The organism is Dictyoglomus turgidum DSM 6724, assembly GCF_000021645.1.
In the GTDB taxonomy this organism is placed as follows: Bacteria; Dictyoglomota; Dictyoglomia; order Dictyoglomales; family Dictyoglomaceae; genus Dictyoglomus; species Dictyoglomus turgidum.
In genome coordinates, this window is record NC_011661.1 from 115,945 (window position 1) to 142,138 (window position 26,194).

Annotated in this window: 34 protein-coding genes and 1 pseudogene; 2 read left to right on the plus strand and 33 right to left on the minus strand. The window is 34.0% G+C overall.

The window, feature by feature from the left end; all coding sequences use genetic code 11:
• Positions 1-5: 5 nt before the first annotated feature.
• From DTUR_RS00590 to DTUR_RS00625, 8 genes are all read right to left on the minus strand, one after another.
• Positions 6-635 (minus strand): YidC/Oxa1 family membrane protein insertase, encoded by a 630-nt coding sequence (locus DTUR_RS00590; protein ID WP_012582537.1) that lies wholly within the window; start codon positions 633-635, stop codon positions 6-8.
• Positions 636-890, minus strand: a complete 255-nt coding sequence (yidD, locus tag DTUR_RS00595) for a membrane protein insertion efficiency factor YidD (protein ID WP_164931038.1) — start codon at positions 888-890, stop codon at positions 636-638. It abuts the gene before it with no gap.
• Positions 890-1,249: a ribonuclease P protein component gene (rnpA, locus tag DTUR_RS00600; protein WP_012582539.1), complete on the minus strand. Its 360-nt coding sequence runs from the start codon at positions 1,247-1,249 to the stop codon at positions 890-892. Before rnpA ends, yidD begins: the two co-directional genes overlap by 1 nt.
• Positions 1,250-1,384, minus strand: a complete 135-nt coding sequence (gene rpmH / locus DTUR_RS00605) for a 50S ribosomal protein L34 (RefSeq protein WP_012547104.1) — start codon at positions 1,382-1,384, stop codon at positions 1,250-1,252. It abuts the gene before it with no gap.
• Positions 1,385-1,463: 79 nt separating this feature from the next.
• Positions 1,464-2,648: a nicotinate phosphoribosyltransferase gene (locus DTUR_RS00610; RefSeq protein WP_012582540.1), complete on the minus strand. Its 1,185-nt coding sequence runs from the start codon at positions 2,646-2,648 to the stop codon at positions 1,464-1,466.
• A gap of 4 nt (positions 2,649-2,652) precedes the next feature.
• On the minus strand, positions 2,653-3,195 hold the full coding sequence (locus DTUR_RS00615; protein WP_012582541.1) for a cysteine hydrolase family protein: 543 nt from the start codon (positions 3,193-3,195) through the stop codon (positions 2,653-2,655).
• Positions 3,196-3,232: 37 nt separating this feature from the next.
• Complete coding sequence (locus DTUR_RS00620) at positions 3,233-3,376, minus strand: hypothetical protein (protein ID WP_012582542.1); 144 nt, start codon at positions 3,374-3,376, stop codon at positions 3,233-3,235.
• A gap of 42 nt (positions 3,377-3,418) precedes the next feature.
• Entirely contained in the window at positions 3,419-3,823 is a 405-nt protein-coding gene (locus tag DTUR_RS00625) for a secondary thiamine-phosphate synthase enzyme YjbQ (protein ID WP_012582543.1), read from the minus strand.
• 85 nt (positions 3,824-3,908) lie between these two features.
• Between DTUR_RS00625 and DTUR_RS00630 the strand changes: the two genes are divergently transcribed.
• Positions 3,909-5,369 (plus strand): RtcB family protein, encoded by a 1,461-nt coding sequence (locus DTUR_RS00630; RefSeq protein WP_012582544.1) that lies wholly within the window; start codon positions 3,909-3,911, stop codon positions 5,367-5,369.
• Between the two features lie 94 nt (positions 5,370-5,463).
• Positions 5,464-6,051, plus strand: a complete 588-nt coding sequence (locus DTUR_RS00635; RefSeq protein ID WP_012582545.1) for a glycerol-3-phosphate responsive antiterminator — start codon at positions 5,464-5,466, stop codon at positions 6,049-6,051.
• Here the strand turns inward: DTUR_RS00635 and atpC are convergent.
• From atpC to DTUR_RS00760, 25 genes and pseudogenes are all read right to left on the minus strand, one after another.
• Entirely contained in the window at positions 6,032-6,469 is a 438-nt protein-coding gene (gene atpC / locus DTUR_RS00640; RefSeq protein ID WP_012582546.1) for an ATP synthase F1 subunit epsilon, read from the minus strand. The two genes, DTUR_RS00635 and atpC, sit on opposite strands and share 20 nt — an antisense overlap.
• A 2-nt stretch (positions 6,470-6,471) precedes the next feature.
• Entirely contained in the window at positions 6,472-7,869 is a 1,398-nt protein-coding gene (gene atpD, locus DTUR_RS00645) for a F0F1 ATP synthase subunit beta (protein WP_012582547.1), read from the minus strand.
• A 1-nt stretch (position 7,870) separates the two neighbouring features.
• Positions 7,871-8,743: an ATP synthase F1 subunit gamma gene (atpG, locus tag DTUR_RS00650; RefSeq protein WP_012582548.1), complete on the minus strand. Its 873-nt coding sequence runs from the start codon at positions 8,741-8,743 to the stop codon at positions 7,871-7,873.
• Positions 8,721-10,247 (minus strand): F0F1 ATP synthase subunit alpha, encoded by a 1,527-nt coding sequence (gene atpA / locus DTUR_RS00655; RefSeq protein ID WP_012582549.1) that lies wholly within the window; start codon positions 10,245-10,247, stop codon positions 8,721-8,723. The genes atpG and atpA overlap by 23 nt, the downstream gene beginning before the upstream one ends.
• On the minus strand, positions 10,244-10,981 hold the full coding sequence (atpF, locus tag DTUR_RS00660) for a F0F1 ATP synthase subunit B (protein WP_012582550.1): 738 nt from the start codon (positions 10,979-10,981) through the stop codon (positions 10,244-10,246). The genes atpA and atpF overlap by 4 nt, the downstream gene beginning before the upstream one ends.
• Positions 10,982-11,006: 25 nt before the next feature.
• Positions 11,007-11,264, minus strand: a complete 258-nt coding sequence (locus tag DTUR_RS00665; protein WP_012582551.1) for an ATP synthase subunit C — start codon at positions 11,262-11,264, stop codon at positions 11,007-11,009.
• A 14-nt stretch (positions 11,265-11,278) separates the two neighbouring features.
• The gene (gene atpB, locus DTUR_RS00670; RefSeq protein ID WP_012582552.1) at positions 11,279-11,941 is read right to left on the minus strand and encodes a F0F1 ATP synthase subunit A; all 663 of its coding nucleotides are present in this window, start codon (positions 11,939-11,941) and stop codon (positions 11,279-11,281) included.
• Complete coding sequence (locus DTUR_RS00675) at positions 11,925-12,266, minus strand: hypothetical protein (RefSeq protein ID WP_012582553.1); 342 nt, start codon at positions 12,264-12,266, stop codon at positions 11,925-11,927. Before DTUR_RS00675 ends, atpB begins: the two co-directional genes overlap by 17 nt.
• A complete protein-coding gene (locus DTUR_RS00680) occupies positions 12,241-12,447 on the minus strand; it encodes an AtpZ/AtpI family protein (protein WP_012582554.1) in 207 nt (68 codons plus the stop codon). Before DTUR_RS00680 ends, DTUR_RS00675 begins: the two co-directional genes overlap by 26 nt.
• Before the next feature lie 13 nt (positions 12,448-12,460).
• Complete coding sequence (locus DTUR_RS00685; protein ID WP_012582555.1) at positions 12,461-12,922, minus strand: tRNA (cytidine(34)-2'-O)-methyltransferase; 462 nt, start codon at positions 12,920-12,922, stop codon at positions 12,461-12,463.
• Positions 12,919-13,374, minus strand: coding sequence for a GatB/YqeY domain-containing protein (locus DTUR_RS00690; protein ID WP_012582556.1), 456 nt, complete (start codon positions 13,372-13,374; stop codon positions 12,919-12,921). Before DTUR_RS00690 ends, DTUR_RS00685 begins: the two co-directional genes overlap by 4 nt.
• Positions 13,356-13,842: pseudogene (locus tag DTUR_RS09595) on the minus strand (GNAT family N-acetyltransferase). The gene DTUR_RS00690 and the pseudogene DTUR_RS09595 overlap by 19 nt, the downstream one beginning before the upstream one ends.
• A complete protein-coding gene (locus DTUR_RS00700; RefSeq protein WP_012582557.1) occupies positions 13,829-14,776 on the minus strand; it encodes an acetoin utilization protein AcuC in 948 nt (315 codons plus the stop codon). The pseudogene DTUR_RS09595 and the gene DTUR_RS00700 overlap by 14 nt, the downstream one beginning before the upstream one ends.
• Positions 14,763-15,353 (minus strand): IMPACT family protein, encoded by a 591-nt coding sequence (locus DTUR_RS00705; RefSeq protein ID WP_012582558.1) that lies wholly within the window; start codon positions 15,351-15,353, stop codon positions 14,763-14,765. Before DTUR_RS00705 ends, DTUR_RS00700 begins: the two co-directional genes overlap by 14 nt.
• A complete protein-coding gene (locus tag DTUR_RS00710) occupies positions 15,354-16,310 on the minus strand; it encodes a S1C family serine protease (protein ID WP_012582559.1) in 957 nt (318 codons plus the stop codon). It lies immediately after the preceding gene.
• Between the two features lie 3 nt (positions 16,311-16,313).
• Positions 16,314-17,207: an alpha/beta hydrolase gene (locus DTUR_RS00715; protein WP_012582560.1), complete on the minus strand. Its 894-nt coding sequence runs from the start codon at positions 17,205-17,207 to the stop codon at positions 16,314-16,316.
• Positions 17,197-18,375, minus strand: a complete 1,179-nt coding sequence (locus DTUR_RS00720) for an NAD(P)/FAD-dependent oxidoreductase (RefSeq protein WP_012582561.1) — start codon at positions 18,373-18,375, stop codon at positions 17,197-17,199. The genes DTUR_RS00715 and DTUR_RS00720 overlap by 11 nt, the downstream gene beginning before the upstream one ends.
• A gap of 3 nt (positions 18,376-18,378) precedes the next feature.
• Entirely contained in the window at positions 18,379-18,537 is a 159-nt protein-coding gene (rd, locus tag DTUR_RS00725; RefSeq protein WP_012582562.1) for a rubredoxin, read from the minus strand.
• A 52-nt stretch (positions 18,538-18,589) separates the two neighbouring features.
• Complete coding sequence (locus DTUR_RS00730) at positions 18,590-20,716, minus strand: LPS-assembly protein LptD (RefSeq protein ID WP_012582563.1); 2,127 nt, start codon at positions 20,714-20,716, stop codon at positions 18,590-18,592.
• A complete protein-coding gene (locus tag DTUR_RS00735) occupies positions 20,695-21,789 on the minus strand; it encodes an LptF/LptG family permease (RefSeq protein ID WP_012582564.1) in 1,095 nt (364 codons plus the stop codon). Before DTUR_RS00735 ends, DTUR_RS00730 begins: the two co-directional genes overlap by 22 nt.
• Entirely contained in the window at positions 21,786-22,433 is a 648-nt protein-coding gene (gene lptC, locus DTUR_RS00740) for an LPS export ABC transporter periplasmic protein LptC (protein ID WP_012582565.1), read from the minus strand. Before lptC ends, DTUR_RS00735 begins: the two co-directional genes overlap by 4 nt.
• 11 nt (positions 22,434-22,444) lie before the next feature.
• Complete coding sequence (locus DTUR_RS00745) at positions 22,445-22,990, minus strand: hypothetical protein (protein WP_012582566.1); 546 nt, start codon at positions 22,988-22,990, stop codon at positions 22,445-22,447.
• Positions 22,987-24,414, minus strand: coding sequence for an apolipoprotein N-acyltransferase (lnt, locus tag DTUR_RS00750; protein ID WP_012582567.1), 1,428 nt, complete (start codon positions 24,412-24,414; stop codon positions 22,987-22,989). Before lnt ends, DTUR_RS00745 begins: the two co-directional genes overlap by 4 nt.
• On the minus strand, positions 24,402-24,962 hold the full coding sequence (locus DTUR_RS00755) for a lipoprotein (RefSeq protein ID WP_012582568.1): 561 nt from the start codon (positions 24,960-24,962) through the stop codon (positions 24,402-24,404). Before DTUR_RS00755 ends, lnt begins: the two co-directional genes overlap by 13 nt.
• Positions 24,959-26,194: a HAMP domain-containing sensor histidine kinase gene (locus DTUR_RS00760; RefSeq protein ID WP_012582569.1), complete on the minus strand. Its 1,236-nt coding sequence runs from the start codon at positions 26,192-26,194 to the stop codon at positions 24,959-24,961. Before DTUR_RS00760 ends, DTUR_RS00755 begins: the two co-directional genes overlap by 4 nt.

Sequence of the window (26,194 nt, forward strand, 5' to 3'; positions counted from 1 at the left end):
AATTATTAGCCTCCCCTATGGAGTCTAAAAACCACTACTTGCTGCAATAATTGGAATAAACTTGATACTAACCAATAGAGCATAACTCCTGCTGGTACTTTATAAAGCAAGAACATACCTGTGAAGAGTAAAGTTGTAAATATATTCATGATTCTTTGCTGGTTTTTCTGTTCCGGAGCTGCGGATAAGGATGAAAGTTCTCCTGAAAAATAAGTGACAATTGCCATAATGATTAGCAGAATATAGTCAGGCTTTGTTAAGTCAGAGATCCACAGGAATTGAGGAGTAACTGCATATTTGTAATGGAGTAATAACTGATAAAGGGCAATCAATATAGGGAATTGAATTAGCAAAGGAAGACAGCCCATCATAGGATTAATCTTATATTGTTGATATAGAAGCATTATCTGTTTATTCATCTCTTGAGGATCATCTTTAAATTTCTCCTGAATCTTTTTTATCTCTGGCTGAATTTTTTGTTGCATAAAAAGACTCTTTAATTGGGCATGAGTCAATGGGTAAAGAATGATTCTTACAAGAATAACAAGAAAAATAATTGCAAGTCCATAATTTCCTGTTAATTTATAAAAAAGTTCTAAAATATATCCAAGTCCGTTAGCAAGGGCATTTATCATTTATTTTTTCCTCCTTTTTAATTTCAATTTTAAAAATTCTTCTTTTGTAGGTACAGGATCGTATCCCCCAGGATTAAAGGGATGACATCTTAATATCCTCTTTATAGCAAGAATTCCTCCATCAATAGGACCAAACCTCTCTATAGCCTCCATGGCATATGTGGAACAGGTAGGATAGAATCTACAGCTTCTTGGAAGAACAGGGGAAATAAACTTTTTATAAAACTTTATGAGGATAATTAACAAATTCTTGATCATTTCTTTAAAATTCCAGCCTTTTCCCATATCTTAATAAGCATTTCCTTAACTTTATGGAAATCAAGATTCTTTATGTTTTCTCCTGGTTTCACTATTACAAGCATTTCTATATCTTCTTTCAAATAAGGTCTGTGAAGTCTATATACCTCTCTTATGAGCCTTTTTATTTTGTTCCTTACTACAGCCTTTCCAACCTTTTTGTTTACACTTATACCAATACGTCTTTTTTCTGCTCCCTTTCTGATATAGACCACAAAATTCTTAGAGAGGGAATAGGGCTTTCCCTCCCTTAAGATACGTAGAAAATCTTCTTGCTTTTTTAACCTTTCTTCCTTAGGAAAAAAATAAAGTCCCAATTATACAGTAAGTCTCTTTCTTCCCTTTGCTCTTCTTCTTTTGATAACCCTTCTTCCACCTGGTGTCCTCATACGGGCAAGAAATCCATGAACTCTTTTTCTGTGATGCTTTTTAGGCTGATAAGTCCTTTTCATTTCTTACCCTCTCCCTTTCTTCAGCATTTACCAAATTTTAATAAATACAAAGTAATACTAACAAAAAAGTGTTTTATCGTCAAGGTAAGAACTCTGGAATATAGACTTTTCCACCCTTTATAATTTTTAAGTTTTCGGGAAGAGAATTTAAACCATTCAAAACTCTTTTTCTTATGGAGTCAATCTCTTCAAAATCTCTAACTATTTGTCCCTCCTTGATAAGAGGCTTTAAAAGTGGTTTTTTTTCAGGAAGTAGTTCTGAGTTAAAAAGCCTTATAGTATCATTAAAACCATTACCTCTCTGCACCTGTTTCGCTCCAGGCATATTACCTGCCTTAGCCACAGGATTACCATCCACTTCCACAATTTTCAATGCAAAATCAATAACAGGTGCATTAGCAACCCTTGTGCCTACTCCAAAAGCATCGGCATACTCATAAAATTTTTCTACTTCATACTCATCAAGTCCACCGCTTAAAAAAATCTGTATGTTTGGATAACCTCTTCTCGCAAATTCCCATTTTATATCCTTTATAAGGTATGCATAATCTTTACTATCTATTCTTACACCTGCAAGTTTTTCTTTCAATACCTCTAAAGCATTTAATGCTCCTACTGTTGGAGAACCATAAGTATCAATTAAAGCAATCCTTGGAATTTTAGGATCCACATACTGATCAAAAGCTAAAAATGCCTCTTTTTCATCTCCTATTATAAGAATTAAGGCATGAGGCATAGTTCCTACAGGGGTCTTGAAGATATACTTAGCCCCAAGAACATTTGAAACCCCATCAAAACCAGATACATAGGTACAATATTCAACTACAGGAGATAAGAAGGGATGTTGTCTTCGGGTACCAAAACTGTAAATTTTTTTATCCTTTGCAGCTATTCTTACCCTTGCAGATTTCGTCGCGATGCCTGACATGAAAGAGAGAAAACCAAGAATAGTGGTCTCATATCTTGCAAAGTCTTTGTATTTCCCCCTTATCTGTAATACTGGTTCATAGGGGAAAAATATCTCTCCCTCATCCATGGCATAAACATCCACAGGAAGTCCTTCTAAAAGTTTTGCTACCTCATAAATCCCAAGCAAAACTCCAAATTGGTAGTTCTCATCAGGAAAACTTTTGGTAAAAAGTTCCATTACCACATTGGGGTTTTTTCCTATACCCTCAAGAACTTCTTCTGTCCTTAAAAAATATGCGTCAGTATTTAATCCGCTTTTTATTTCTTCTGGTTTTGCAATAAGAAATTCTTTCAATTTTCTACTCCTCCCATCTTTCTAATAATTCATAAGTAGTATATATTTTAGCATTATGGATTTCTTTCATATATTTTAAGGCTCTTTCATGCTCTTCAGGGACAAAAGAAGCAGTAGCATCAGAGATTACTATAATGTCAAACCCTCTAAAAAAGGCATCTGCTGAGTTATGAAGTACACAAATATGAGTACTTGTACCTGTTAATATCACTGTATCTACATTTAAACCTCTGAGGAGATCTTCAAGCTCAGTTTTATAAAATCCACTATATACTTTCTTTTTGATTATATAATCATCCTTTTGAGGGGCAAGCTCTGGAATAATCTCAGAGCCTTTATCTCCATCCATGGCATGTTTTCCCCAAAGAGAAAGCTCTTTATCTTCCTCTGTATGAGCGTCTCGCAAATATATAACTGGAACTTTTTTTTCATGAGCCTTGTCAATAAGAAGTTTTATATTGGGAACAATCTCTTGAACATAAGGATTACCAAACTTACCTGTTACAAAATCAACCACCATATCTACAATTATTAATGCGGGACGCATCTTACCACCTCCCCAAAATCCCACCATTTCGCTACTATTATAGCAAATAATAAGGGATGGCATAAAGCCATCCCTTCACTTCAAATTCCATAGAAAAACTTACTAAAATTACTTCTTGCCTTTTGTGAAATACCAGATTAAGAGAATAATAACGATTACTATTAATATCCACCAATACCATGCCATTTTATATCCCCCCTTTCCCAAAAATTATGCTCTAATTCTAATCTTTATCCTCTATTATGTCAATCCATAGCTTTCTATATCTTGGTCCATCAAACTCTGCAAGAAATATTCCCTGCCAAGTACCAAGCTTTAATTTTCCCTCTCTAATAAATACAAAGGTATTAACTCCTACTATAGTGGACTTAATATGGGCTGGAGAATTTCCTTCCAAATGAGCATATGGCAGATTCTGTGGTACTATTCTTTCATAGGCATTCAATATATCTCTTATAACACTAGGGTCATAATTTTCATTTATTAAAATCCCACAAGTGGTATGGGGCACATAAATAAAACAGATTCCATTTCTAACTTTACTCTCTTTAACGGTCTCTTCTATTTTTTCCGTAACATCAACAAGAGCAATTTTTTGGGGTGTAGATACAGATATTTCATAAAACATTATTTTTCTTTTCCTCCTTTCCTTGTTTTTTAGAAGATATATTCATTATAATAAAATTATAGGAAAAAATGGAGGTGAGTATATCATGAGCAATGAGTGGAAGGGAAAAATAATTAAGATAGATGATTATAAATTTATGATTCCAAAGGACTATAAACCTTTTATGAAGGTGGACGGAATAATTTTTGCTGATGACAAGCTCATGGAAGATATTGTAAAAGACCAATCTCCCGAACAAGTAGCAAACGTAGCCTCTCTTCCAGGCATAATTAAATATTCCTTGGCAATGCCAGATATCCATTGGGGATATGGCTTTCCTATTGGTGGGGTTGCTGCCATGAAGAAAAAGGGAGGAGTTATATCTCCAGGAGGAGTAGGATACGATATCAACTGTGGTGTAAGACTCATAAGAACAAACCTTAGTAAAGAAGATGTAATGCCAAGGCTTAAAGAGCTTGTAGATGCCCTTTTTGATAAAATTCCTGCAGGAGTAGGGTCTGAAGGAGATTTGAGAGTTAAAGGAAAAGAACTTGATGAAGTTTTAGAAAAAGGAGCCCAGTGGGCTGTAAAACAAGGATATGGATGGAGGGAAGATTTAGAGCATATTGAGGAAAGAGGAAGATTAAGCTACGCTGATCCAGATAAAGTTTCAAAAAAAGCAAAAGAAAGAGGAGAGTTTCAACTTGGAACCCTTGGATCTGGAAACCACTTCCTTGAGGTTCAAGTAGTAAGTAGAATCTTTGAACCAGATATTGCAGATAAATTAGGTTTATTCCCTGATCAAGTAGTAGTAATGGTTCATACAGGATCTCGAGGATTAGGGCACCAGGTAGCAGAAGATTATATTAGAATAATGAAAAATGCCATGAAGAAATATGGAATTGAGGTGCCAGATATTCAACTTGCCTGCGCCCCTTTTGACTCGCCAGAGGGACAAGACTACTTCTCAGCAATGTGTGCTGCTGCCAATTTTGCTTGGGCAAATAGGCAAATGATAACCCATTGGGTAAGAGAGGTATTTGAGGAAATATTTAGAGAAAGCGCTGAATCCCTTGGAATGAAACTAATATACGATGTAGCTCACAATATTGCAAAGCTTGAAGAACATGATATAGATGGAAAACTTGAAGAGGTTATAGTTCATAGAAAAGGAGCAACAAGAGCTTTTCCAGCTGGACATCCTGATCTTCCAGAAGCCTATAAAGAGATAGGACAACCAGTAATCATTCCAGGAGATATGGGAAGATCTTCCTTCGTGTTAATAGGTTTACCAAAAGCTATGGAACTTGCTTTTGGATCTACTTGTCATGGGGCAGGAAGAACTCAAAGTAGGAGCAAACTCCTAAAAAGTGGTAGAAGAGCCTATGAAATCGAGCAAGAACTTTTAGAAAAAGGAATCCTCGTAAGGGCTGCATCTAAGTCTTCATTAGTAGAAGAAGCATCAGAAGCATACAAAAATGTAGTAGATGTGGTGAACGTAGTACATAATGCAGGACTTTCTAAGAGGGTAGCTCAAATGAAGCCCATAGCTGTGATTAAGGGATAAATCATATTTTCCTTTGACATAGTCTTTTTCTTTTTGATATAATGAAAAACAAGAATATATAAGGTTTTAAAATCTCTTTCAGAGAGGGGATAAAATGGAAAAGAAGAGACTTTCAAAAGAAGAGTTTCTTGATGTCCTTAAAGGTAACCCCATTATAGCAGCAGTCAGAGAAGAAGAGAGACTTTCACAAGCATTGCAAAGTAAAGCAAAGGTTCTTTTTCTTCTTAAAACCAACGTGTTAACATTACCAAATGTGGTCCAAGAGATTAAATCTCATGGAAAACTAGTATTTATACACTTAGACCTCTTAGAAGGTTTAGCACAAGACAAATATGCCCTTAGATATTTAGGGGATGTGGTAGGGATTGATGGAGTAATTACCACAAGAGCCAACTTAATACAACAGGCAAAAGCAGAAGACTTGATAGCCATTCAGAGATTCTTTGTACTTGACTCTTCGGCCCTTGCTACAGGAGTAAAAATTATGCAATCAGCTGAACCTGACATGGTAGAGATTCTTCCTGGAATTATATTTATCCATTTAGGAGAAGAACTAAGAACCCAAATTCCTTACCCTCTTATAGCTGGAGGATTAATAAGAACCCCTGAGGAAGCAAGAGAGATTTTAAAAGCGGGAGCTACAGCAGTATCTACCACTTCAGTTACTTTGTGGAATATGTAGTGTAAAGTTTAACAGCCTTTTGCTTTAAAGAATTTAAGAGAAGAGCTTTATGAAGCTCTTCTCTTTCTTTATAATTTTGAGCCTGATTTAATTTATTTTTAAGTTCAATCTCTTCCTTTTTAAGAACATCCTCATTCAGTCTTTCCCCTAATTCTCCATCCTCAGCAACAATATATATTTTATCCTTTGTAATCTCCATAAAACCTTCAGAAACCACTAAGATAATCTCTTTATCTCCACTTCTGGCTTTAATAATTCCTGGCATAACCCTTGCCAAAGTATTGACATGACCAGGTAAAATTCCTATCATGCCATCTTCTAAAGGGATACTTACTGCATCCACAAATCCTCTAAAGACAGATTTCATTGGAGTATTTACTTCAAGATATAGTCTCTTAGAAGTAGATTCTTTTTTCATAATTAATACATTAAAGCCCCGTGTTCTTGAGCTTTTTTCTTGACATCTTCAAGAGTTCCTACCATATAAAACGCATCTTCAGGAAGATCATCCACTTCACCCTCTATTATCGCCTTAAAACCCTCAATAGTCTTTTCCCTTGGGACATAAACCCCAGGTATATTAGTATATGCAGCAGCCACAAACAAGGGCTGAGAGAGAAAGAGTTGTATTTTTCTCGCCCTATTTACAATAACTCTATCCTCCTCAGATAATTCTTCAACACCTAAAATAGATATTATATCCTTCAAACTTTCATAGTGTTGCAAAATCTCCACCACTTTTCTTGCCACCTCTGCATGCTCATAGCCAACAAATTTTGGTTCAAGAATTTGAGAAGAAGAAGCAAGAGGATCTACCGCAGGATAAATACCCATTTCTGCTATGCTTCTCGACAAAACAAGGGTTGAATCAAGGTGCGAAAATATAGTAGCAGGAGCAGGATCCGTAAGGTCATCTGCAGGAACATATACCGCTTGTACCGCCGTAATAGAACCAGTATCGGTAGAAAGAATTCTTTCTTCCACTTCACCAAGTTCAGTGATAAGAGTTGGCTGATACCCTACCGCAGATGGAATTCTTCCAAGCATAGAGGAAACTTCCATACCAGCTTGGACATACCTAAATATGTTATCCATTAAAAGGAGAACATCCTTCCCAAGATAATCTCTAAAATATTCTGCAATGGTTAAAGCAGTAAGAGGAACCCTCATTCTTACTCCAGGAGGCTCATTCATCTGTCCAAACACAAGGACAGCCTTTGAAAGCACTCCTGATTCTTTCATTTCTAACCAAAGTTCATTCCCCTCACGGGATCTTTCTCCAATTCCTGCAAAGACCGATATACCTCCGTGAGCCACAGCCACATTATGAATTAGCTCCATAATGAGTACTGTTTTCCCTACACCTGCCCCTCCAAAAAGTCCTATCTTACCTCCTTGAGGAAATGGCGTAAGAAGATCAATAGCTTTTATACCTGTCTCTAAAATAGAGTAAGAAGGCTCTACTCTTCTAAATTCTACAGCATTTTTTATAATAGGAGTCATTTCACCCTTTATTTTGTCTCCCCCATCTATAGGCTCCCCAAAGACATTCACCACTCTTCCAAGTACTTCTTCACTTACAGGAACACTTATAGGATGAAAAGTTCTCTTTACTTTCAATCCTCTACTTATCCCATCAGTGGAACCAAGGGCTATAGCTCTTACCCTATGATCTCCAAGAAGTATTCTTGTTTCAAGAACCAATTTTTCATTTTTTACAGGATTTTCTAATTCTAATGCCTCATAAACATTTGGGACGTCATCAGGAAAATATATATCAATCACAGGACCATTAACCGCTATTATTTCCCCTTCCAATTTATTTCACCTCTTCTTTCATAGCCTCAATACTGGAGGTAATATCTAAAAGTTCCTTTGTGATCTGAGTTTGTCTCAATTGGTTAAGCTGAAAAATCAATTTAGAATGTAATTTTTGAGCATTATCATAAGCTCTTTTCATTGCAAATCTTCTGAAAGCTTGCTCACTTGCAGCAGAGTCAAGCATTATTTGATGAATTTGAGTTTCAAAAATATCCATTAAAAGAGGATCTAATATAGAGGAGAGAGACGGGAGAAAAAGGAAATATTCTTCTTTTCTCTCCTTTACCTCAACAGGTATCATGGGAAGTATTTTCTTAATTCTTACTTCTTGTTTAACTATATTTATAAACTCAAAATATATTACATAGAGTTCGTCTATTACATAGTTAAGGAAATCATCAAGAAGGTCTTTAGAAAGAATTTTAGCTTGAGAAAAGGATGTATCCTCGAGAAATTTAATGTATTTTTTTCTAATGTTAAAATTGTTTGAAGATAGATACCTTTGAGCATAAAAACCAATAGAATAAAAAACTAAATTTTGAGCCCTTTTCCCTTCAATAAACTTTTTTAAACTTTCAATTATCTGTAAATTATAGCTTCCACAAAAGCCAAGATCAGAGGTAAAAACTAAAATTCCAGTTTTATACACTGATCTTTCCCTAATAAGAGGGTGATTCAAATACTCATTAGGTAGTCTCGTTATAAGTTCCATCAATATATTGTTTAATTCCTCGGTATATGGTTTTAATCTCAAGGATTTATCTTGTAAAGCCCTGATTTTTACCATACTCAGGGTTTCCATAGAGTGAATTATATGGCTTATGTTTTGAATTGTCTTTACTTTACGCCTAAGACCCTGTAGAGTTGGCATATACTTCTTTTTCAAACTCCTGAAATATATTATGAAGCTGATAAATTATCTGATCAGAAAGTTGTAACTCTTCTCTTAAGAAGGTTAGTACCGAAGAGTATTTTAGTTTTAAATATGCAATATACTTAATAACCACATCTTTAACCTTTTCCACAGGATAGTTATCAAGAAATCCTCCATTAGCAAGGTAAAAAGAAATAATTTGCTCTTCAATAGGTTGTACTTCATGGGCTCCTTGTTTTAAAAGCTCCTCTACTCTTCTTCCTCTCTCAATCTTCTTTTTTGTTGCCATATCAAGCTCTGTCCCAAACTCAAGGAACATAGCATATTCCCTATATTGAGCAAGATCAAGTCTTAATCTTCCTGCAACCTGTCTCATTCCCTTAGGCTGAGCTGAACCACCGACCCTTGATACTGAAAGTCCTACGTTTATAGCAGGTCTTATACCTGCATTAAAGAGATTAGTATCTAAATATATTTGTCCATCGGTTATGGAAATTAAGTTTGTAGGAATATAGGTAGAGATTTCACCTGAAAGAGTCTCTGCTATAGGAAGAGCTGTTAAAGCTCCCCCTCCAAGCCTTTTATTTAACTTTGCCGCTCTTTCTAAAAGATGGGCATGAAGATAAAATATATCTCCAGGATAAGCCTCCCTTCCTGGTACCCTTCTTAAAAGAAGTGCCACCTCTCTATAAGTATTGGCATGTTTAGTTAAATCATCGTAGACAATTAGTACTCTCTCCCCTTGTCTCATAAAATACTCTCCCATAGCACAACCCGCCATAGGAGCAATATACCTTAATGCAGGTGGTTCATCAGGGAAAGTTGCAATAACAATAGTATTAGATAAAGCACCATACTCTCTTAAAGTTTGAACAATCCTCGCAATGTTTGTTCTCTTTTGAGCTATTGCCACATAAATACAGATAGTACCATAATTCTTTTGAGAGATTATGGTATCAAGAGCAATAGTAGTTTTGCCTGTTTGTCTATCTCCAAGAATGAGTTCCCTTTGACCATGACCAATTGGAATTAAGGCATCAATAGTTCTTATGCCTGTATACAATGGCTCCTTCACAGGTTCTCTATCAAAAATACTTGGAGCCTCATTATCTATAGGCACATAAGCCTCAGGAAATATTAATCCTCCACCATCAATAGGATTTCCAAGGGGATCTATTACTCTTCCAAGGAAACCATTCCCTGTAGGAACTTGTAAAATTTTACTCGTTGAATAAACCACATCTCCTTCCTTCACATATTCGTCCTTTCCAAAAAGTATTACTCCTACCGAATCTTCTTTTAAAGAAAGCACCATTCCCTGAATACCTGACTCAAAAACTACCATCTCTCCTATAAAGGCAGAGTTTAAAAGAGAAACCTCAGCAACTCCATCTCCCACATGCTTTACATAACCAATATTAGATATTCGAGGAGAGAAATCATATTCTTTTATTTTTTTCTCAATCTTATCTATGGGCAGACCAAGTACTTCTTCTTTCATATATTTTCCACCTCTCTTATGGAGTCATATATCTGTGAGAGGTGATAATCAAGGGAATTATCAATCAAAAACTCACCTATAAATAGTTTAAATCCTAATCCAATGCTTGGGTCTAATTCAAAGTTAAGTTTCCAACTCCCAGGAAGAAGAGATCTTAATTTATCTTCTATCTTCTTTTTTATTTGACCACTCACATTATCAGGAGAAACAAACCTAATTTCTTCAATATTATCACCCTTTACATTTACAATCAGTAAATTCAAAGAATCTACAAATTGATTAATAAGGAGTTCTTCAGCCTCAACAGGAAGAAATCTCCTGAAAAATTCCTTTATTATTAGTCTTGAAAGAGACAATACCTCCTTTTTAGCAGTTTCTAAAACTCTTTTCCTTTCAGCCATGGATATCTCGTGAGCTTTAACTATAATCTTTTCAGCCTCTTCTTCAGCTTTTGCTGTAATATCTCTCTTCATCTTCTCAGCTGTTACAATTGCCTCATTAACAATTTTTGCAGCCTCATCTCTTGCTTGAGCAAGTTGAGATTCTCTTTGTTTCCTCAATTCCTCAGCCTCTTGAAGCTTTTTTTCTGCCTCCTTCATTGCTAATTCAATCTTTTCCCTTCTCTCATTCATTATTCGGATAATAGCACCAAGAAAGTATCTCTTTATTATCCAAGCAAGAGCGAGAAGATTAACTATGGAAGAAAAAATTGTCAACAAATTGAACGAAAACATATCCTTTCGCCTTCTTTATCATTTCTTAAGAGAGTTTTCCAAGAAGTGGATTTGCAAAGAGAAGAATTAAAGCAACAGTTAAGGTAAAAATCATTATGGTTTCTATAAAAGCAAGGGCAAAAAGAAGCATTCTATTTATTTGGTCTCCTGCTTCAGGTTGACGAGCCACACTTTCAAAGGCACTTGCCGCTGCATTTCCCTGAGCTTTAGTGGCATTCATACCCACAAGAGCTACTGAAAATCCCGCAGTAATAATAGAAGCTATAATTACCCATGCAAGCATACTTTTACCTCCTTCTATTCCTCTAATGCTGCTGCAAGATATGCAGCGCTAAGACTTGTAAAAATAAAAGCCTGTATAAATCCCATAAACATATTAAGAGCCATTATAGGGACAGGAACGATAAGAGGAGCAAGTAAAGAAATAATGCCAAGTACAATATGTTCACCAGAAATATTGCCAAAAAGCCTTAATGCCAAAGAAACAGGACGAGTAATTTGCTCCAAGATATTTATAGGTAGAAATAAGACCGAGGGAGAAACAAAACTCTTAAGATATTCTACTCCTCTCTCTTTAAAAGCCACATACTGAATATAGAGGATAGTACCAATAGCAAGCCCTGCAGTTACATTAATATCAGAGGTTGGAGAGGTAAAACCAGGAATAAAGCCTGACCAGTTTGAGATAAGAATAAACAAAAACAAAGTTGCAAAGAAAGAGAAATATTTCTCCGCTATATGCTCTTCCAGAAAACCAGAAAGATATCTTTTAAACATCTCAACCAAAGTTTCTGCAATATTTTGCCTTGTAGTAATGGTTTCCTTGGGTTTATAGCTTAGCCAAAAAGCAAGAAGAATAACAAAGAGAGATACTATCTGTAAAGAGATAAGAGTGTTTGTTATAGGAATTCCAAATATTTGGCCTACAACCCGTGGTCCTATTTCAGGCCCTCGTTCCATCTTTACTCCTCCACACCTTCCATATCATATACCATTGTCCTACAACATATCCTATTAAAAAGAGTATGACGCCTATAAATCCTGCTTTAACACTCAACAAAAACAACAATATTAAAACTCCATACCTTTTTATTATACTCCTATTATACCCACTTAAGCCATATTTTTTCAAATCTCTTGCCAACCAACAAAAAGAGATTATACTCCCAGATAATCCAAAAATCAAGGAAGAAATAGGAGAATATATGAAAAAGAAAATAAGTCCTATTAATACTCCGTAAAAGGCAATATCTAAGTATTTACCGTAGAAATCTGAATATATCACGGAATCCCACCCATATTCCAAGGACTGTAAAAGCTAAAAGAAACACAGGAGAAGTATTAAAAAGTTTATCAAGGTAATAACCTATGAAGATACCCACAAGAAGAGATCCAAGAAGCCCAGTACCAAGAGCAAAAGTAAAATTAAATATCTCCCATATATTTTTGGGCTTTTTTCTCTTCATTTTAAACCTCACTTTAAAATTTTTTAATTTGTCTTAATGCCTCATAAACTACTACTGCAACTGAACTTGATAAATTCAAAGATCTCACAGGACCAAACATGGGAATAGTAACAGAATTTTCCCAATATTTTTCAATTATCTCTGACGGAATTCCGTAATCTTCAGATCCAAAAATTAAATAATCACCCTCCTGATAAGAAACCTCCGTATATAACTTAAAAGCCGGAGACTCTACAAAGATAAATCTTCCATTTTTGTTCCTCTCTACAAATTCTTCAAAGTTCTTATATACTTCATAATCCAAAAAACTCCAATAATCAAGTCCAGCTCTTTTCAAGTATTTATCATTAAGAGAAAAACCAATCTTTCCCACAAGATGTAATTTGGAATTTGTTGCTACACAAAGTCTTCCTATATTTCCTGTATTATACGGTATCTGTGGTTCTATTAATACCACATGTAAATTGTATCTCATTCACCTTTTAATAATTCCTCCACAACCCTTCTTATTTCTTCTCCTTCAGCAAATCCTCTTAGTTCTGCCATAGCCTCTTTCATAACCTTCCCCATATCCTTCATGGTTCTCGCCCCAACTCTTTCAATAATACTTTTTATTCTTTCTTTGAGTTCTTCTTCTGATAAACCCTGAGGTACATATTCCTGTAAAATAGCAAGCTCCTTTTCTTCCTTTTCTGCTAAATCTTCCCTTCTACCCTGTTTATACATTTCTATAGCCTCTTTTCTCTTTTTTATTTCTTTTTTTATTACATCCAAAACCTCTTGATCATCAAGCTCTTTTCCTTTTTCTCTCAACTCTATTTCTCGGTACTTTATGGCTGATCTTAAAGTACTTAGAACCTCCGCTCTAAAACTATCCTTGTTCTTCATCGCAGACATATAATCCTTTGTTATCCTTTCATAAAGCATCCTTCATCCTCCTTTTTTAAAGACTGATAGAACTCTTCTCTTAATATGGAGTAAAGCTTCATATCCCAAAAGCTTCCTTTAACAAACACCTCTTCCCTCAAAACTCCTTCAAATTTCATTCCTACCTTTTGCATAACCCTTTCCAATGCAATATTTTCTACTTTACACTTTGCTTGAATCCTATCTTACTGCTTCCGTCATTAAACCTTGATTCCAGTACTTCCTCGACAAAACATAACCTATCTCTGCTTTGTAATTTTTCCTATCCCACCATACAAAACCACAAGTTCCAATTATCTTCTTGTTCTCTTTATACTCTATTTCCCAATCTCTATATCCCTCTTTTTCATACTTATTTACTTCTAAATCCTTTGCATAATCAAATATATCTTGAGCATCTTCTAAAGAAAGCTTTCTCAAAACAAGACGAGATGTCTCTAAGACAGGAAAAATTTTAAAACTCTCCATAAATAACCCTCAAAACCCTCATCCAGCCATTTTTAGTATTTTCAGGATTATATCCACCACCCCCAAGAATAAGAATCTTACCACCACATGTTTGATTTGCCACATCAACCATTCCCTCTACAAATTTACCATAACCCTCTATGCTATAATTCAAATGAGTTATAGGATCTCCAGAAATACCATCTACTCCTGCCTGAAGTATGATAAATTCAATCTTTACCTCCCACGCAAAATTCTTTACTTCCTCAAAAGCAAGTAAAAGTTCATCATCACCTGAACCTGGAAGAAGAGGAATATTAAGCTTTGTCCCATAAGCTTGTTTTTCTCCCCTTTCGTCCCTTCTTCCTGTTCCAGGATAAAGAAATCTTCCATCCTCATGCACATCAGCTATGAATAAGTGGGGATCATCTACATATTCGTAAAAAACTCCATCACCATGATGAGCGTCTATATCCACATAGAGAATATTTTTTATTCCATAATTTTTCCTTAAATATTCAATGGCAACCCCAATATCATTAAATATGCAGAATCCAGAAGCAGAATTTCTTCTTGCATGATGAAGGCCTGCCATAGGCACAAAAACCCTTTTATATTTTCCCTCCACTATTAACCTTATACCTTTCAAGGTAGAGCCAACCACATAAGAGGCAGCCTCATAACACCCCAAAAAAGCAGGCGTATCCCCATAATCCAAATACCCTTCTCCAGTCTTTGACTTCTCCTTAACAAGATCCGTATAACTTTTGGTATGAAACAGAGTAATTTCATCATAAGAAGCCATCTCAGGAGATTCCACATTGCTCAAATTTGAAAACTTTTTAAATTCTGAGTCAAAGCTTTCAAGTCTCCTTCGGTTCATTGGATGGGGCTCAGGGAAAGAATATAAAAAAGATTCTTCTCCCCAAATTATGCTACCTTCAGAGTTTTTCAATTTCTACCCCCCTTTTGAAAAGGAATTTTTCAAAATCATCTTTCAAAAAAATAGGAACCTTTATTTCCATAATCACATTATCTTCAAATTTTTCTTTCACTTCGCATTTAAAATGTCTTAAAATTTCACTTTTAAAGGCGTTAAAATCTTTGTAAGAAAGCCTAACAACATAATCACTAGTTATAATTTTTTCTGTAATTTTAGCCTTTTCTAAAGTTTTTTCCATAGTATAATGATAAGCATCAATTAGTCCTCTTATTCCAAGTTTTATTCCTCCAAAATATCTTATCACAATTCCTATAATATCATATAAATCTCGCTCTCTCAGAGCATTTAGAATAGGAATTCCTGCAGTACCTGTAGGCTCTCCCCCGTCAGTAAAATATTCTTCCCCTGTTGCCTTTCTATAAGCATAGCAATAATGAGTTGCATTTTTGTATCTTTCTTTAACTTCCTTTAATATGTCAGAGGGATGTCTATTATTAATAGGAGAAACTATTCCTATAAATAAAGACCTTTCAATTTTTATTTCAAAAATCTCTTCCTTCTCTACTGTTAAATACTTTTCCCTTATAATCTATTCACTCCCCAAGACTATAGAAATTTCCTTTATATTATTATCTCTTATAACCCTAACTGCAACTCTACTTCCTGGAGGTGTATGGCTCAAAAATCTATGTAGATCATCAATATTATTTATAATCTCATTCTCTGCTTGTATTATTATATCACCACTATTTATTCCTCCTCTTTGAGCAGGACTTCCTGGAGCAACTCTCAAAATGTATACTCCACCTTCTTGAGATAAGGATAGATTCTCCCTTAATCTCTTTGGTAATACTACACTCTGACCAATAATCCCAAGATAGCTTCTTCTTACTCTCCCTTCTTTAATAAGAAGACCTGCTACCCACTTTGCAGTATTTATAGGAATAGCAAAACATATACCTTGAGCACCTTGTATTATAGCAGTATTAACTCCTATTGCTCTCCCATGTATATCCACCAAAGGTCCTCCTGAACTTCCAGGATTTAGTGCAGCATCAGTTTGAATAATATTCTCCATAAGATGTCCACTAAAACTTCTCAAAGATCTTCCCAAAGCACTTATTACTCCACTAGTCACACTATGGCCAAAACCAAGAGGATTTCCTATAGCAAGAACTATTTGTCCGACCTTTAATTTTTCAGAATCTCCCAGCTCTAAATAAGGAAGATTATTCTCATGGATCTTTATTACCGCAAGATCTGTTTGAGGATCTTCACCTACAAGTTCTGCCTGATAAGTTCGTCTATCTGCAAGGGTAATTTGAATTTTAGATGCCTGATGAGTAACATGGCTATTGGTTAATATATATCCATCAGGGGTAAATAGAAATCCAGAAGCAAAACCTTTGATCTCTTGAGGACCGAAGAAAAAGGGAATAAAAGTACTTTGAGAAAGATCTAAATTCACTACTGCTGGACTTACCTTTTCTACCACTTTAACAAGGGCGTTAGAATAATCTTCTAATATTCTTTCATAATCCTCCATAAATTAACCTCCTAAAATCCATTCTTTTATATATAAGGGACTTTTTATTATGACGTCAATATGATTGCTATCTTTCAAAAGGATAAATTTTCTTTTAGTTCTTTTATAGACTTCATAAACTTTTAAAACCTCTTCTGAAGGATAAAATTCATCTTTATTGCCTACAATAGAGAGAATAGGAAGATCTAACTTTTCCCAAATTTCCTTTATATTTGAAGGAAAAGCAGACCTAAAAAACATATAAGAATAATTATTAACAATAAGGGAGTCATCTATCTCTTCGGGCAAATCCCATCCAATTATTCTAAAATGAGGGAATATATATGCTATGAAAGAAAACAATTTAGATATAGGTTTAATCCTTAATAAATCATTGTTTTGATGGATCTTCTCCACTGGTAATCCTCCAGAAATTAAAATCAAACCTTGAGGTTTTAAGTTTTCATGATAAACCAACTTTAATATGAGACCTGCTCCCATGCTATGCCCAGCCAAATAAACAGGTATATCCTTATTTTCTTCCTTAACAAAATTATAAAAAAGCAATAAATCTTTAACGAAGGTTTTTTCCTCTGGCGAATCTCCCCTTCTTCCCTCAGAATTTCCATGTCCTCTAAGATCAAGGAAATATACCTTAATCCCGTAATCTGATAACTCCTTTAAAAAGGGATAATAGTATCTTCCATATAAAGAAATACCATGGATGAAAATCAATACGTATTTTGTCTCCTTAGGTTCAGCTATCCTATAGGCTAATTTGGTTCCATCAAAGGAATGTATGTAAAAAACTTCGTCACTTATACTTTTAACTTGTTTATAAAGACTCTGAAAATCATAGGAAAAAAGATTTGAGAGCAATAATAGAAAGAATAATAAAAAAATTTCTTTAATCCTCATTTAGTAATTCTTCTTTATTTAAGACCTCCTCTTTTTTCTTCATCAAGCTCAAAATTTTGTTAACATAACTCCTTTTGTTCCCAAGCAGAATCGCCCCTAAAATCATGTTATCTCTAAATATTAATTTTCTGTAAAAACCTCTCTCTTCATCCTTTTTAACAAAAACCTCACAGTTATCCTTAGGCTCTATTTCACCTATAGAAGTTAGATCTACCCCAGTAACTTTGAGAGAATTAAAAGGCAATGTACCTTTATACTCCACCTTTTCAGATGTTACATTTCTCCCTACCACTTCCGATTGTTCCATACATGCAGGAATAATGCCATAAATTCTGCCGTTATGCTCTGCACAATCTCCCACAGCATAAATATTCTCAATATTAGTTTCCATAAAATTATTTACAATAATCCCTTTATTTGTCTCTATTCCTGAATTTTTAGCAACCTCTATATGAGGGATTATGCCTGCTGAAACTATGAGCATATCTCCCATAATTTTCCTTCCATCTTCAAGTTCTATCCCCTCAAACCTCTTACTTCCAATTATTTTTTGAGCCTTTACTCCTAAATAAAACTCAAAGGAAAATTTTTTCTCAATAATATTTTGAAGAATCTTAGCACCTTCCTCATCAAGTTGTCTTGGAAGAAGCCTTGGGAAAAATTCCAAACCTATAATTTTTAATCCCCTTTGAGAAAGAGCCCTTCCTGTCTCTAACCCTAAAAGCCCACAACCAAGAAGAATTACTCTCTCCTTTTCTTTTATATAGGACAGAATACTAAGGGCGTCATCTATATTTCTTAAAGTAAATACCCCCTCAGCGTTAATATTTTCAATATTTGGTTTAAAGGGAATCGCTCCTGTGGCTAAAATAAGTTTATCAAAAGAATATTCATTCTTGTCCGTTATTAATATCTTTCTTTGGGTATCAACCTTTATAGCATTCTCATCATAATGAATCTCAATATTCTGCTCTTTATACCATTCTTCTGGGTAAAAGGGAAGTTGATCTATAGTTATATTTCCTGCAAGAAATTCTATGAGCTGTGGCCTTGAATAGTATGGATATCTCTCTCTACTTATTACAACTATTCTGCCTTCTTTGTCCCTTTCTCTAATTACTTCCGCAGTATTTATTCCTGATATTCCATTTCCAACGATTAAGTACATAGCCTAAACTGGTTTAAACATGCTCTTGTCTGCTCCACAGACAGGACATACCCAGTCCTCAGGGAGTTCTTCAAAGGAAGTGCCGGGTGGAATATTTCCTTCGGGATCCCCCTCTTCAGGATCATAAACATATCCGCATACCACACATCTATATTTTCCCATTTTAAATTCCCCCTATTAAAATTTATTTTTAATTCAAATTATACCAGATATTTTAGAAACTTGGAAGAAGAGTAAAACCTTCTGGTTTTCCTATAAATTCAATTCCCTTTGTAGGAAATGCCTTTAGAGATAAGCTAAATTGAAAACTCCGAGAAGAGAAGTAATAAATAAGTTTTGCATTAAAGCAGTGAAGATCTTTGTTAAGAGAAAGAGAATAAAGGGTATTTCCTGTAGAGGGAAGATAGTAGCCAGTTAGGGTGATATTTCCTGCATAATGCCAATCTCCAGTTATTTTAAAAGTTAGCCTATAATCAAGCCTTTGAAACATTCCTAAGTTGATATCATATAAGCTTCCAAATCCTAAGGAAAACCATGGATATTGAATAGTACCTTGAAGAAATATAGGATTTAATTTCAGAGTAGAAAAATTGAAAGAAGTCCTTAAAGTTAAAACAAAAGTATTTCCTGATCTTATTAAACCAGATATAGAAAGAGGAGAAAGCGTCTTGGTTATAAAGTTATAGGATTCCTGCAAACTTAATCCGATATCTGGTGTCCCTAAATTTAAAGTAAGATTTAAGTTGTTTAAATTGGAGAGATAATCAAAATAAAAAGGAGAATTTCCTAATTCTCCTGTAAGAATATCTTTTCCTAACCATTGAAAATTATAAGCAATTGTTCCAGACAAAATTGGGGAAAATTTATAGTTTGAAGAAAGATTAGCATATAGAATATATCTTGCATCTTGGGTCCCATAAAATTCCTGTTTATATCCCATGTTAGTATTTATATTCATGAAAGAAAGATTAAACTTGGGGGAGAAACTTAAGTAATATCCTAATTTCCATGTTTTTATAGTAAAGGGATAAGAAGGCTCAATATAATTGCCAAAAAGAAATTCAATTTTAGATGGGGTACCTAAAAGATTGAAATCTCTCCCATAATAAATCTCAGGAAGCTTTTTTAAAAGAAAATCCGAGACATTAGTCCAACGATTATTAGCAAATACATAGAGAATTTGTCCTTGGTCATTAAATTCAAACTTTACATTTCCCTGTAGATCTTCTCTATTATTCCCCAAAATATTTAAAGAGTTATAAATTATGTTTGTGGAAAGATTAGTCTTACTACCCAGCTTAATTGATGAGTTAATGGTAGTATTAAAATTATCTTGAGAAGGGGTTTTATTATAATTTGTCCTTATATTTGATCTAAAAGAACCTTGAGTATATGTTAATTGAGATGAACTTTGAAGAGAGTAATTTTGAGAATAGGGATAAAGAAGATAATTAGTATTAAAACTAAGAGAAAAATTTGAAGAAGGTTTATATATGCCTGAGAGAGAGAATTTAAATTGATCCGTATTATAAAGATAGTTGTATAAATAATAAGAATCAATGCTTCCTGATAAATTAGGAAAGTGATATTTTTGATTTAAAGTAAACTGAACTCCTTGATTTTGAGAGATTAGAAAAGTTAAGACTCCAGGAAGTCCCCATAAAGAATAGGTAAAAGGATAAGAGAAATAGAGTCCTAAGTTAGGATCATGACCAAATTGAGGGAAAGGTGATGGTTCCTTTGTAAGAGGAAGAACATAATAGGGTACATAAAAGATGGGTATATAAAAATAGGGATAAGGAAATCTTAACCAAAATAGCACATTTATAAAAATTATCTTGTCATTAGGGAAATATTCAATCTGCGATGAAGAAATGTAATAGTGAGGTTTTTCATAAGAGCAAGTAGTAAAATTACCTTTTTTTAGATCCACATTACCCTTTTCCCATTTAACCTCCTCTCCTTTTATGTACATTTTTTCTTCACTTTCTGAAACAGGATATGTAACTTTTACACTTTTTATAAATGCTTTTTCTTCTTTATAATAGTACTCCATATATTCTGCACTAAATTCTCCATTTTTATCCTTAAAGGTTACATTTTTCTTTGCCTCAAAAAATCCTTCTTTCACATTCCCTTTAATATAATCCGCCTTTAACCATATATCTTTTCCTAAAAACTCTACCTTTCCTTCTGCCTCAAATTCTTGAGATTCCCAGTTAAAAGAAATCTTTTCTGCCTTTATCTTCCAAGAAGACTCCTGAGAAAAAGCAATTTGAGAAACAAACAAGAATATTAATAATATAAAAAGAAGAAATTTTACCACTTTCTTACCTTCCATATGAACACCCCCAAACTTAAACTTCCAAGGGTTATATTAGGAAGCCAAGCAGAAAGAAAAGGTGAAAAAACCGCATATTCCCCAAAGGATCTTGCTATAATATTGAACCCATAATAAAAGAAGGCAATAATTATGCTAAAAGCAGTACCCCACAACCTTCCTCCTCTCCCTGTAAGGAGGATCACACTAAATCCCATAAGAGCAAAAATAGGCACTGCTATACTTTGGGCAATTCTAAGATAATCTTCCACTAAGTAGGATCTTGCAGATATTCCTGCCTTTTTATATACGTTAATTCTTTTCTTAAGCTCATTTGTTGGCATTTCCTGAGGAGTTCTATCCCTATAAAAGATATACATAAAATCTTGAGGAAGATTTATTTTAAACTCTTCAAACTTTCCTTCCCATACCACAAAGGAATCATCCCCAAGATGGTGAACTACTCCATTTTTCAATATAAGAGAATCCCTATTCCATATGGCCTCCTCTGCTGTATAGATTATAGGATACTTATTAGAGGATGAGGTGTCAAAAACCAATACATTTTGCATAACATTCCTATTTTCTATTATCTTCTTTACATAATAATATCTTCCTTCTTCGTCATGGAAAAATACATTCTCTCCCTTTATAGGTGCAGGATTTAAAAAGAAATATTTCTGGATCAGTCTATTAGATCTATAATTGGATTCAGGAATAAGAGAATAAGTGAAAAACCAAAGAATAAGAGAAAGAAGGATAGAGAACAAAAGAGGAGTTAAAGTAAGACTTAAAAAATATATGCCACTTGATCTCATGGCAAAAATCTCGCCATCTCTCATAAGTCGTCCAAAGGAAAAAATGATAGCAAAAAGCAAAGATACAGGTATAACGAAAACAAATAGGGATGGAATCTTATAATAAAGAAGTTTTAGAACAACCTCAAAACTTACTCTTCTCATAATAATGAAGTCTGAAAATTCATAAAGAATTTGGATCAACATTACCAAGATGAATCCAAAAATTCCTAAAAAAAATGGTCCCAATATTTCACTGAATATATATTTATGATAGGTTTTTATATGCATACTCATTCGGTTACATAGAAAGTAGTGTCAATGTTTCCTTCTGCCACAACTACCTTGTCCTTTACATAGACTACAAGCCTTTTACAATTTATCTCATTTTTATCTTTATCCATCATTTTCACATTATCTACAAAGGTATAAATTTCCTTATCGGTATCAAAATCAGCACTATTTGCTGAAACCGTTAAATCCTCCCTCTCAATTCTTACACCACCTATCATATTCCCTGTCTTGTTTTTTAATGAATAAACCACACTCTGGGAAAAAAGTTTAGTAATTTCAACTTTATTATCCACTTTCCTCTGAAGCACCATATTTACATTTTTCTTAAGTTCAAGAGTTTCCTTCTTCAAATCTACCTTTAAGTCTTCTCCCACTATACTTAAATCCCTCTGGGATATATTTACCTTACCTGGAGCCTCAACTACATTAGTATCCTGATTGTAAAATACTAAAGTTGCAGTAATTCTTGTCTCATCATCTTGCCCTGGCTTATAAATTACTACCACATTTCCTTCTGCACGAGTAGTCTTCTTTCCATAATCATAAGAAATCTTTTGAGCAGTAATCTTCACAGGATTTTTAGTCTGAGAAAAAGCAGAGGTCATGATTAAAATTGCTATCATTAAAATACAAATTAACCTTTTCATATTAACCTCCTCTAATAATAAGTCTCAATAACCACATTACCTTCAAACTCAGCCTTTCCTTTATTGGTATCAAAGACAAACATATCAGCTTCTGCCTTAAATTCTCCCACTTTCTCAAATTTTACCCTTCCCTTTGTGCTCATAAATATCCCAGTGTCAAAATACCAAATACCCTCTGGAGCAATCCCTTTAAAACCATCTTCTGTTTCAAAATGAAGTTCTGTAGGAATCTTAAGTATATTTTTATCCCTATCTATTTCTGCCCTTTTAGTGATTATTAAAAGAGAAAGTTTTTTATCTCTATATACCTTTCCCTTTACATCTCCTTCAAAGACAAAGTGTTTATAATTAAGATCAATATTTAAATTATCTGCTGAAACCTCCCAAGAAAGATTTCCCTCACTCCTACCCTTTAAATATACCTTCTCAGCATATATACCTGCTTTTTCTAAATTAGTATTTGAAACTTCCTTTTCTAAAGGAACAAAATAATAACTTGTCCCCCATGCCACAAGTCCTACTAATATAAATATTCCAAGAAGTATTATCCTCTTCATTCTATTATTAATTTTATCAAAAGAAAGATAATAAATCCTATAAAGATAGGGAGATCTCCCCAGATGGTATAAATAGAAAATATTTTCTTAGGCAAATTAGCAACATAAACATTTCTTTCTCCCTCTCTACTTTCCTTCAATACCCTTCCAAAAGGATCCACAAAAAAGGTAATTCCAGTATTTGCTACCTGAACAAGAGAAATTCTATTTTCTACTGCTCTCAAAAGGGATTGATTCCTGTGCTGATATACTGCAGGAGTTCCCTCAAACCAACCATCATTTGTTATCACTACAAGAAAATTACTGCCCTTTTGGGAAAGTTCTCTTGCGAGATCTGAAAATAAGGACTCAAAACATATAAGGACCCCAATAAACTTTTCCTTCAAAGGGAGAGGAGTAAATCCAGGACCTCTATTATAATTTCCTATTAAGCCCTTAAAATACTCTGGTATGATAAAGTTAAATGGAAATGGTACCTCCTCAACAAAAGGCACCAATTGAGATTTTTTATGAGTTATATATTTTCCATCCTGGGTGATAAGATAGGCAGAATTATATATTTTATCTTCCCTTTTCTCTAAGGCCCCGATTAAAACTGGAGTATTCTTTTTTTCTGAAAGCTCCCTCAAACTTATCAAATATTGAGGATATTCATTGAGATAACAAAAAAGAACACTCTCTGCAAAGACCATAAGGTCCAAATTATCAGGGAGCTTTAAAGCCAAATCTCTGTGTACCTTAAATTGATCATAAATATCAGTGTAAAAATACTTAGAAAAACTGTCATAATTTCCTTGAACAGCTCCAACTTTATATTTACCTTCAGATTCCCCCATCATTAAAAAGCCAATGAGAAAGATTAAAACCAAAGAAAGAGCAAAAGCTGTTTTTCTAATAAATTTCAAATTTTTCCATCTTGAAATAAGAGAATTAACAAGCACTACAAAGAAAGAAAGCCCTAATTCTCCTAACACACTTGCCCACTGAAGAATAGGAAGAATATTTACCATAGGTTCTCCCAAAGATCCCCAATTGAAGGCAAGGGGTCCATGAGATCTTATCCATTGAAGAAGCACCATAAAAAAAGCTGGAAAAAGTATAGAATTCTCCTTCTTTTTGCACCCCCAAAGAAAAATTCCATAATAGGAAGAAAGATAAGAGATAAGAAGAAGATTAGCAAATATTCCAACTCCAAGATTAGCAAATTTGGAAACCAAATCAGGGATCCAATAAAAATTAACTCCATAAAAACCAAAACCATATAAAAACCCATAGATAAAGGCTTCTTTTGTGGAAAACTTAGGAAGCAAAGAAAAGAGAGGAACAAGAGTAAAGAAGATAAGAAAAGAAATGTTGAAGGGAGGATAAGAAAGGATATATAAAATTATGGCAATAAAAAGAAAAAACAACCTTATTCGATCCATAGACTTAATCCCGAAATTATATTTATATTCCCTGTAAGGACAGAATTATAGCTATAAGGATAATTGGAAAGATCTATTCTAATGCTCTCAGAATCAGAATCAGGATATTGCCAATACAAATCCCTAAATCCTTGCAAAGGATCATACACAAAAGGATCATACACAAAATAAAAGATTTTCATATAAAGAGAAGTAGCATTCGAGAACAGATTTAGAGAGATTTTAAAAGAAAAATTTGTTCCATCCTCAGAAAACTTTCCACTAAGTAATGTCCCATAGGAAGAAAAATCATTTCTTCCCCACATAAACTTTTGATTAAATCCATCATACTCAATATAGTACTGCCAAGTGTTGGGGTCCTCTGTTATTACATTGTTTTCATTAAAAGCAATAATAAATGCATAATAAGATCCGTCAATTGACAAAATCAATGGCCTATAAAAAGAAATACTAATTCCTAAATATCCTTTAGGTCTTTGAGTTACTGTCCGAGCACAACCTGATATAAATATCAATCCTACAATTAGTAGAATTACTATTTTTTTCATACTTTGATATAAAATATACTCCCCTCTCCTTCCTTACTCTCAACTATAATATCAGATCCAATACTTTCTGCAAGCTTTTTTGCAAGGGAAAGCCCTAAGCCATATCCTTTACTGCTTCTTGACTTATCCAACTTATAAAATCTTTCAAAAATTTTTGGTATTTCTTCCCCAGGAATTCCTTTTCCAAAATCTCTAACAAAAAACTTGCCCTCTCTATAACCTATATAAATCTCTTTTTTATCAAGAGAATTTTTAACTCCATTATCGATAAGAATTCCTAAAATAATTTCAATTACCTTCTTAGAAGTCTTTACCATGGGGTCACCCTCTACATATATCCTGAAATCAAAATCAGGATATATATTTTTATACTTTTCTAAAATCTCAGCCAAAAACTCCTTGACATTTATATCCTCCTTCTCAATTTCTTCAGGAACCCTTGATATCTTAAGGAGAGTATCCACCATATTTATCATATCCAATGTAGCATTCTCTAATATATCTAAGGATTCATCCAAAACCCTTTTATCTTCTTTACCCCATCTTTTAAGCATTCTTATATATCCAAGAATAGAGGTCAAAGGAGTCTTTAATTCATGGGAAATATCAGAAGAAAACTCTTCTTCCCTCTTATACGCCTTCTCTATTCTATCAAATAGAAGATTAAGAGTATTTGCCAACTCCCACAGTTCATCCTTAGCAGAAGGAAGCTCTACTCTTTTTCCTGGGTTTTTTATATCAATTAAACGAGCATCCCTTATAATCCTACGAATAGGGAAGAGAATCCTTTGAGATAAGAAATAACCAATAAGAAGGGATGGAACTACCCCTAATATGGCAATACTAATACAAGTTTCCCTTAAACGATCAAGAGCAGTCATAGTAGAAGTTATATCTTTTCCAATAAAATAATTGTTTCTTTTTACCACAAGAATATAACTTCCATCAGGAGACTGATATAATCCTTCTTTCTCTACAAGTCCTAAATTAAAAGGATCCTGAATTATATTTTCTTTCTCTGAAATATAAAAGGAAGAAATTCTTCCCCCCATCATTCTTCCCATCATAAATCCCCTACCCACTCCAAGTCCCATAAAGGTTCTATATAAATCCTTTTTATTTTCATCCATCAAAACATTTTCCGTCTGAATATAAAAAAGAAAAGAAAGAATACTTATAAGGAAGATGAGAATTCCAGTGTAAATTAGAGTGATTTTCCATGCAATCTTCAT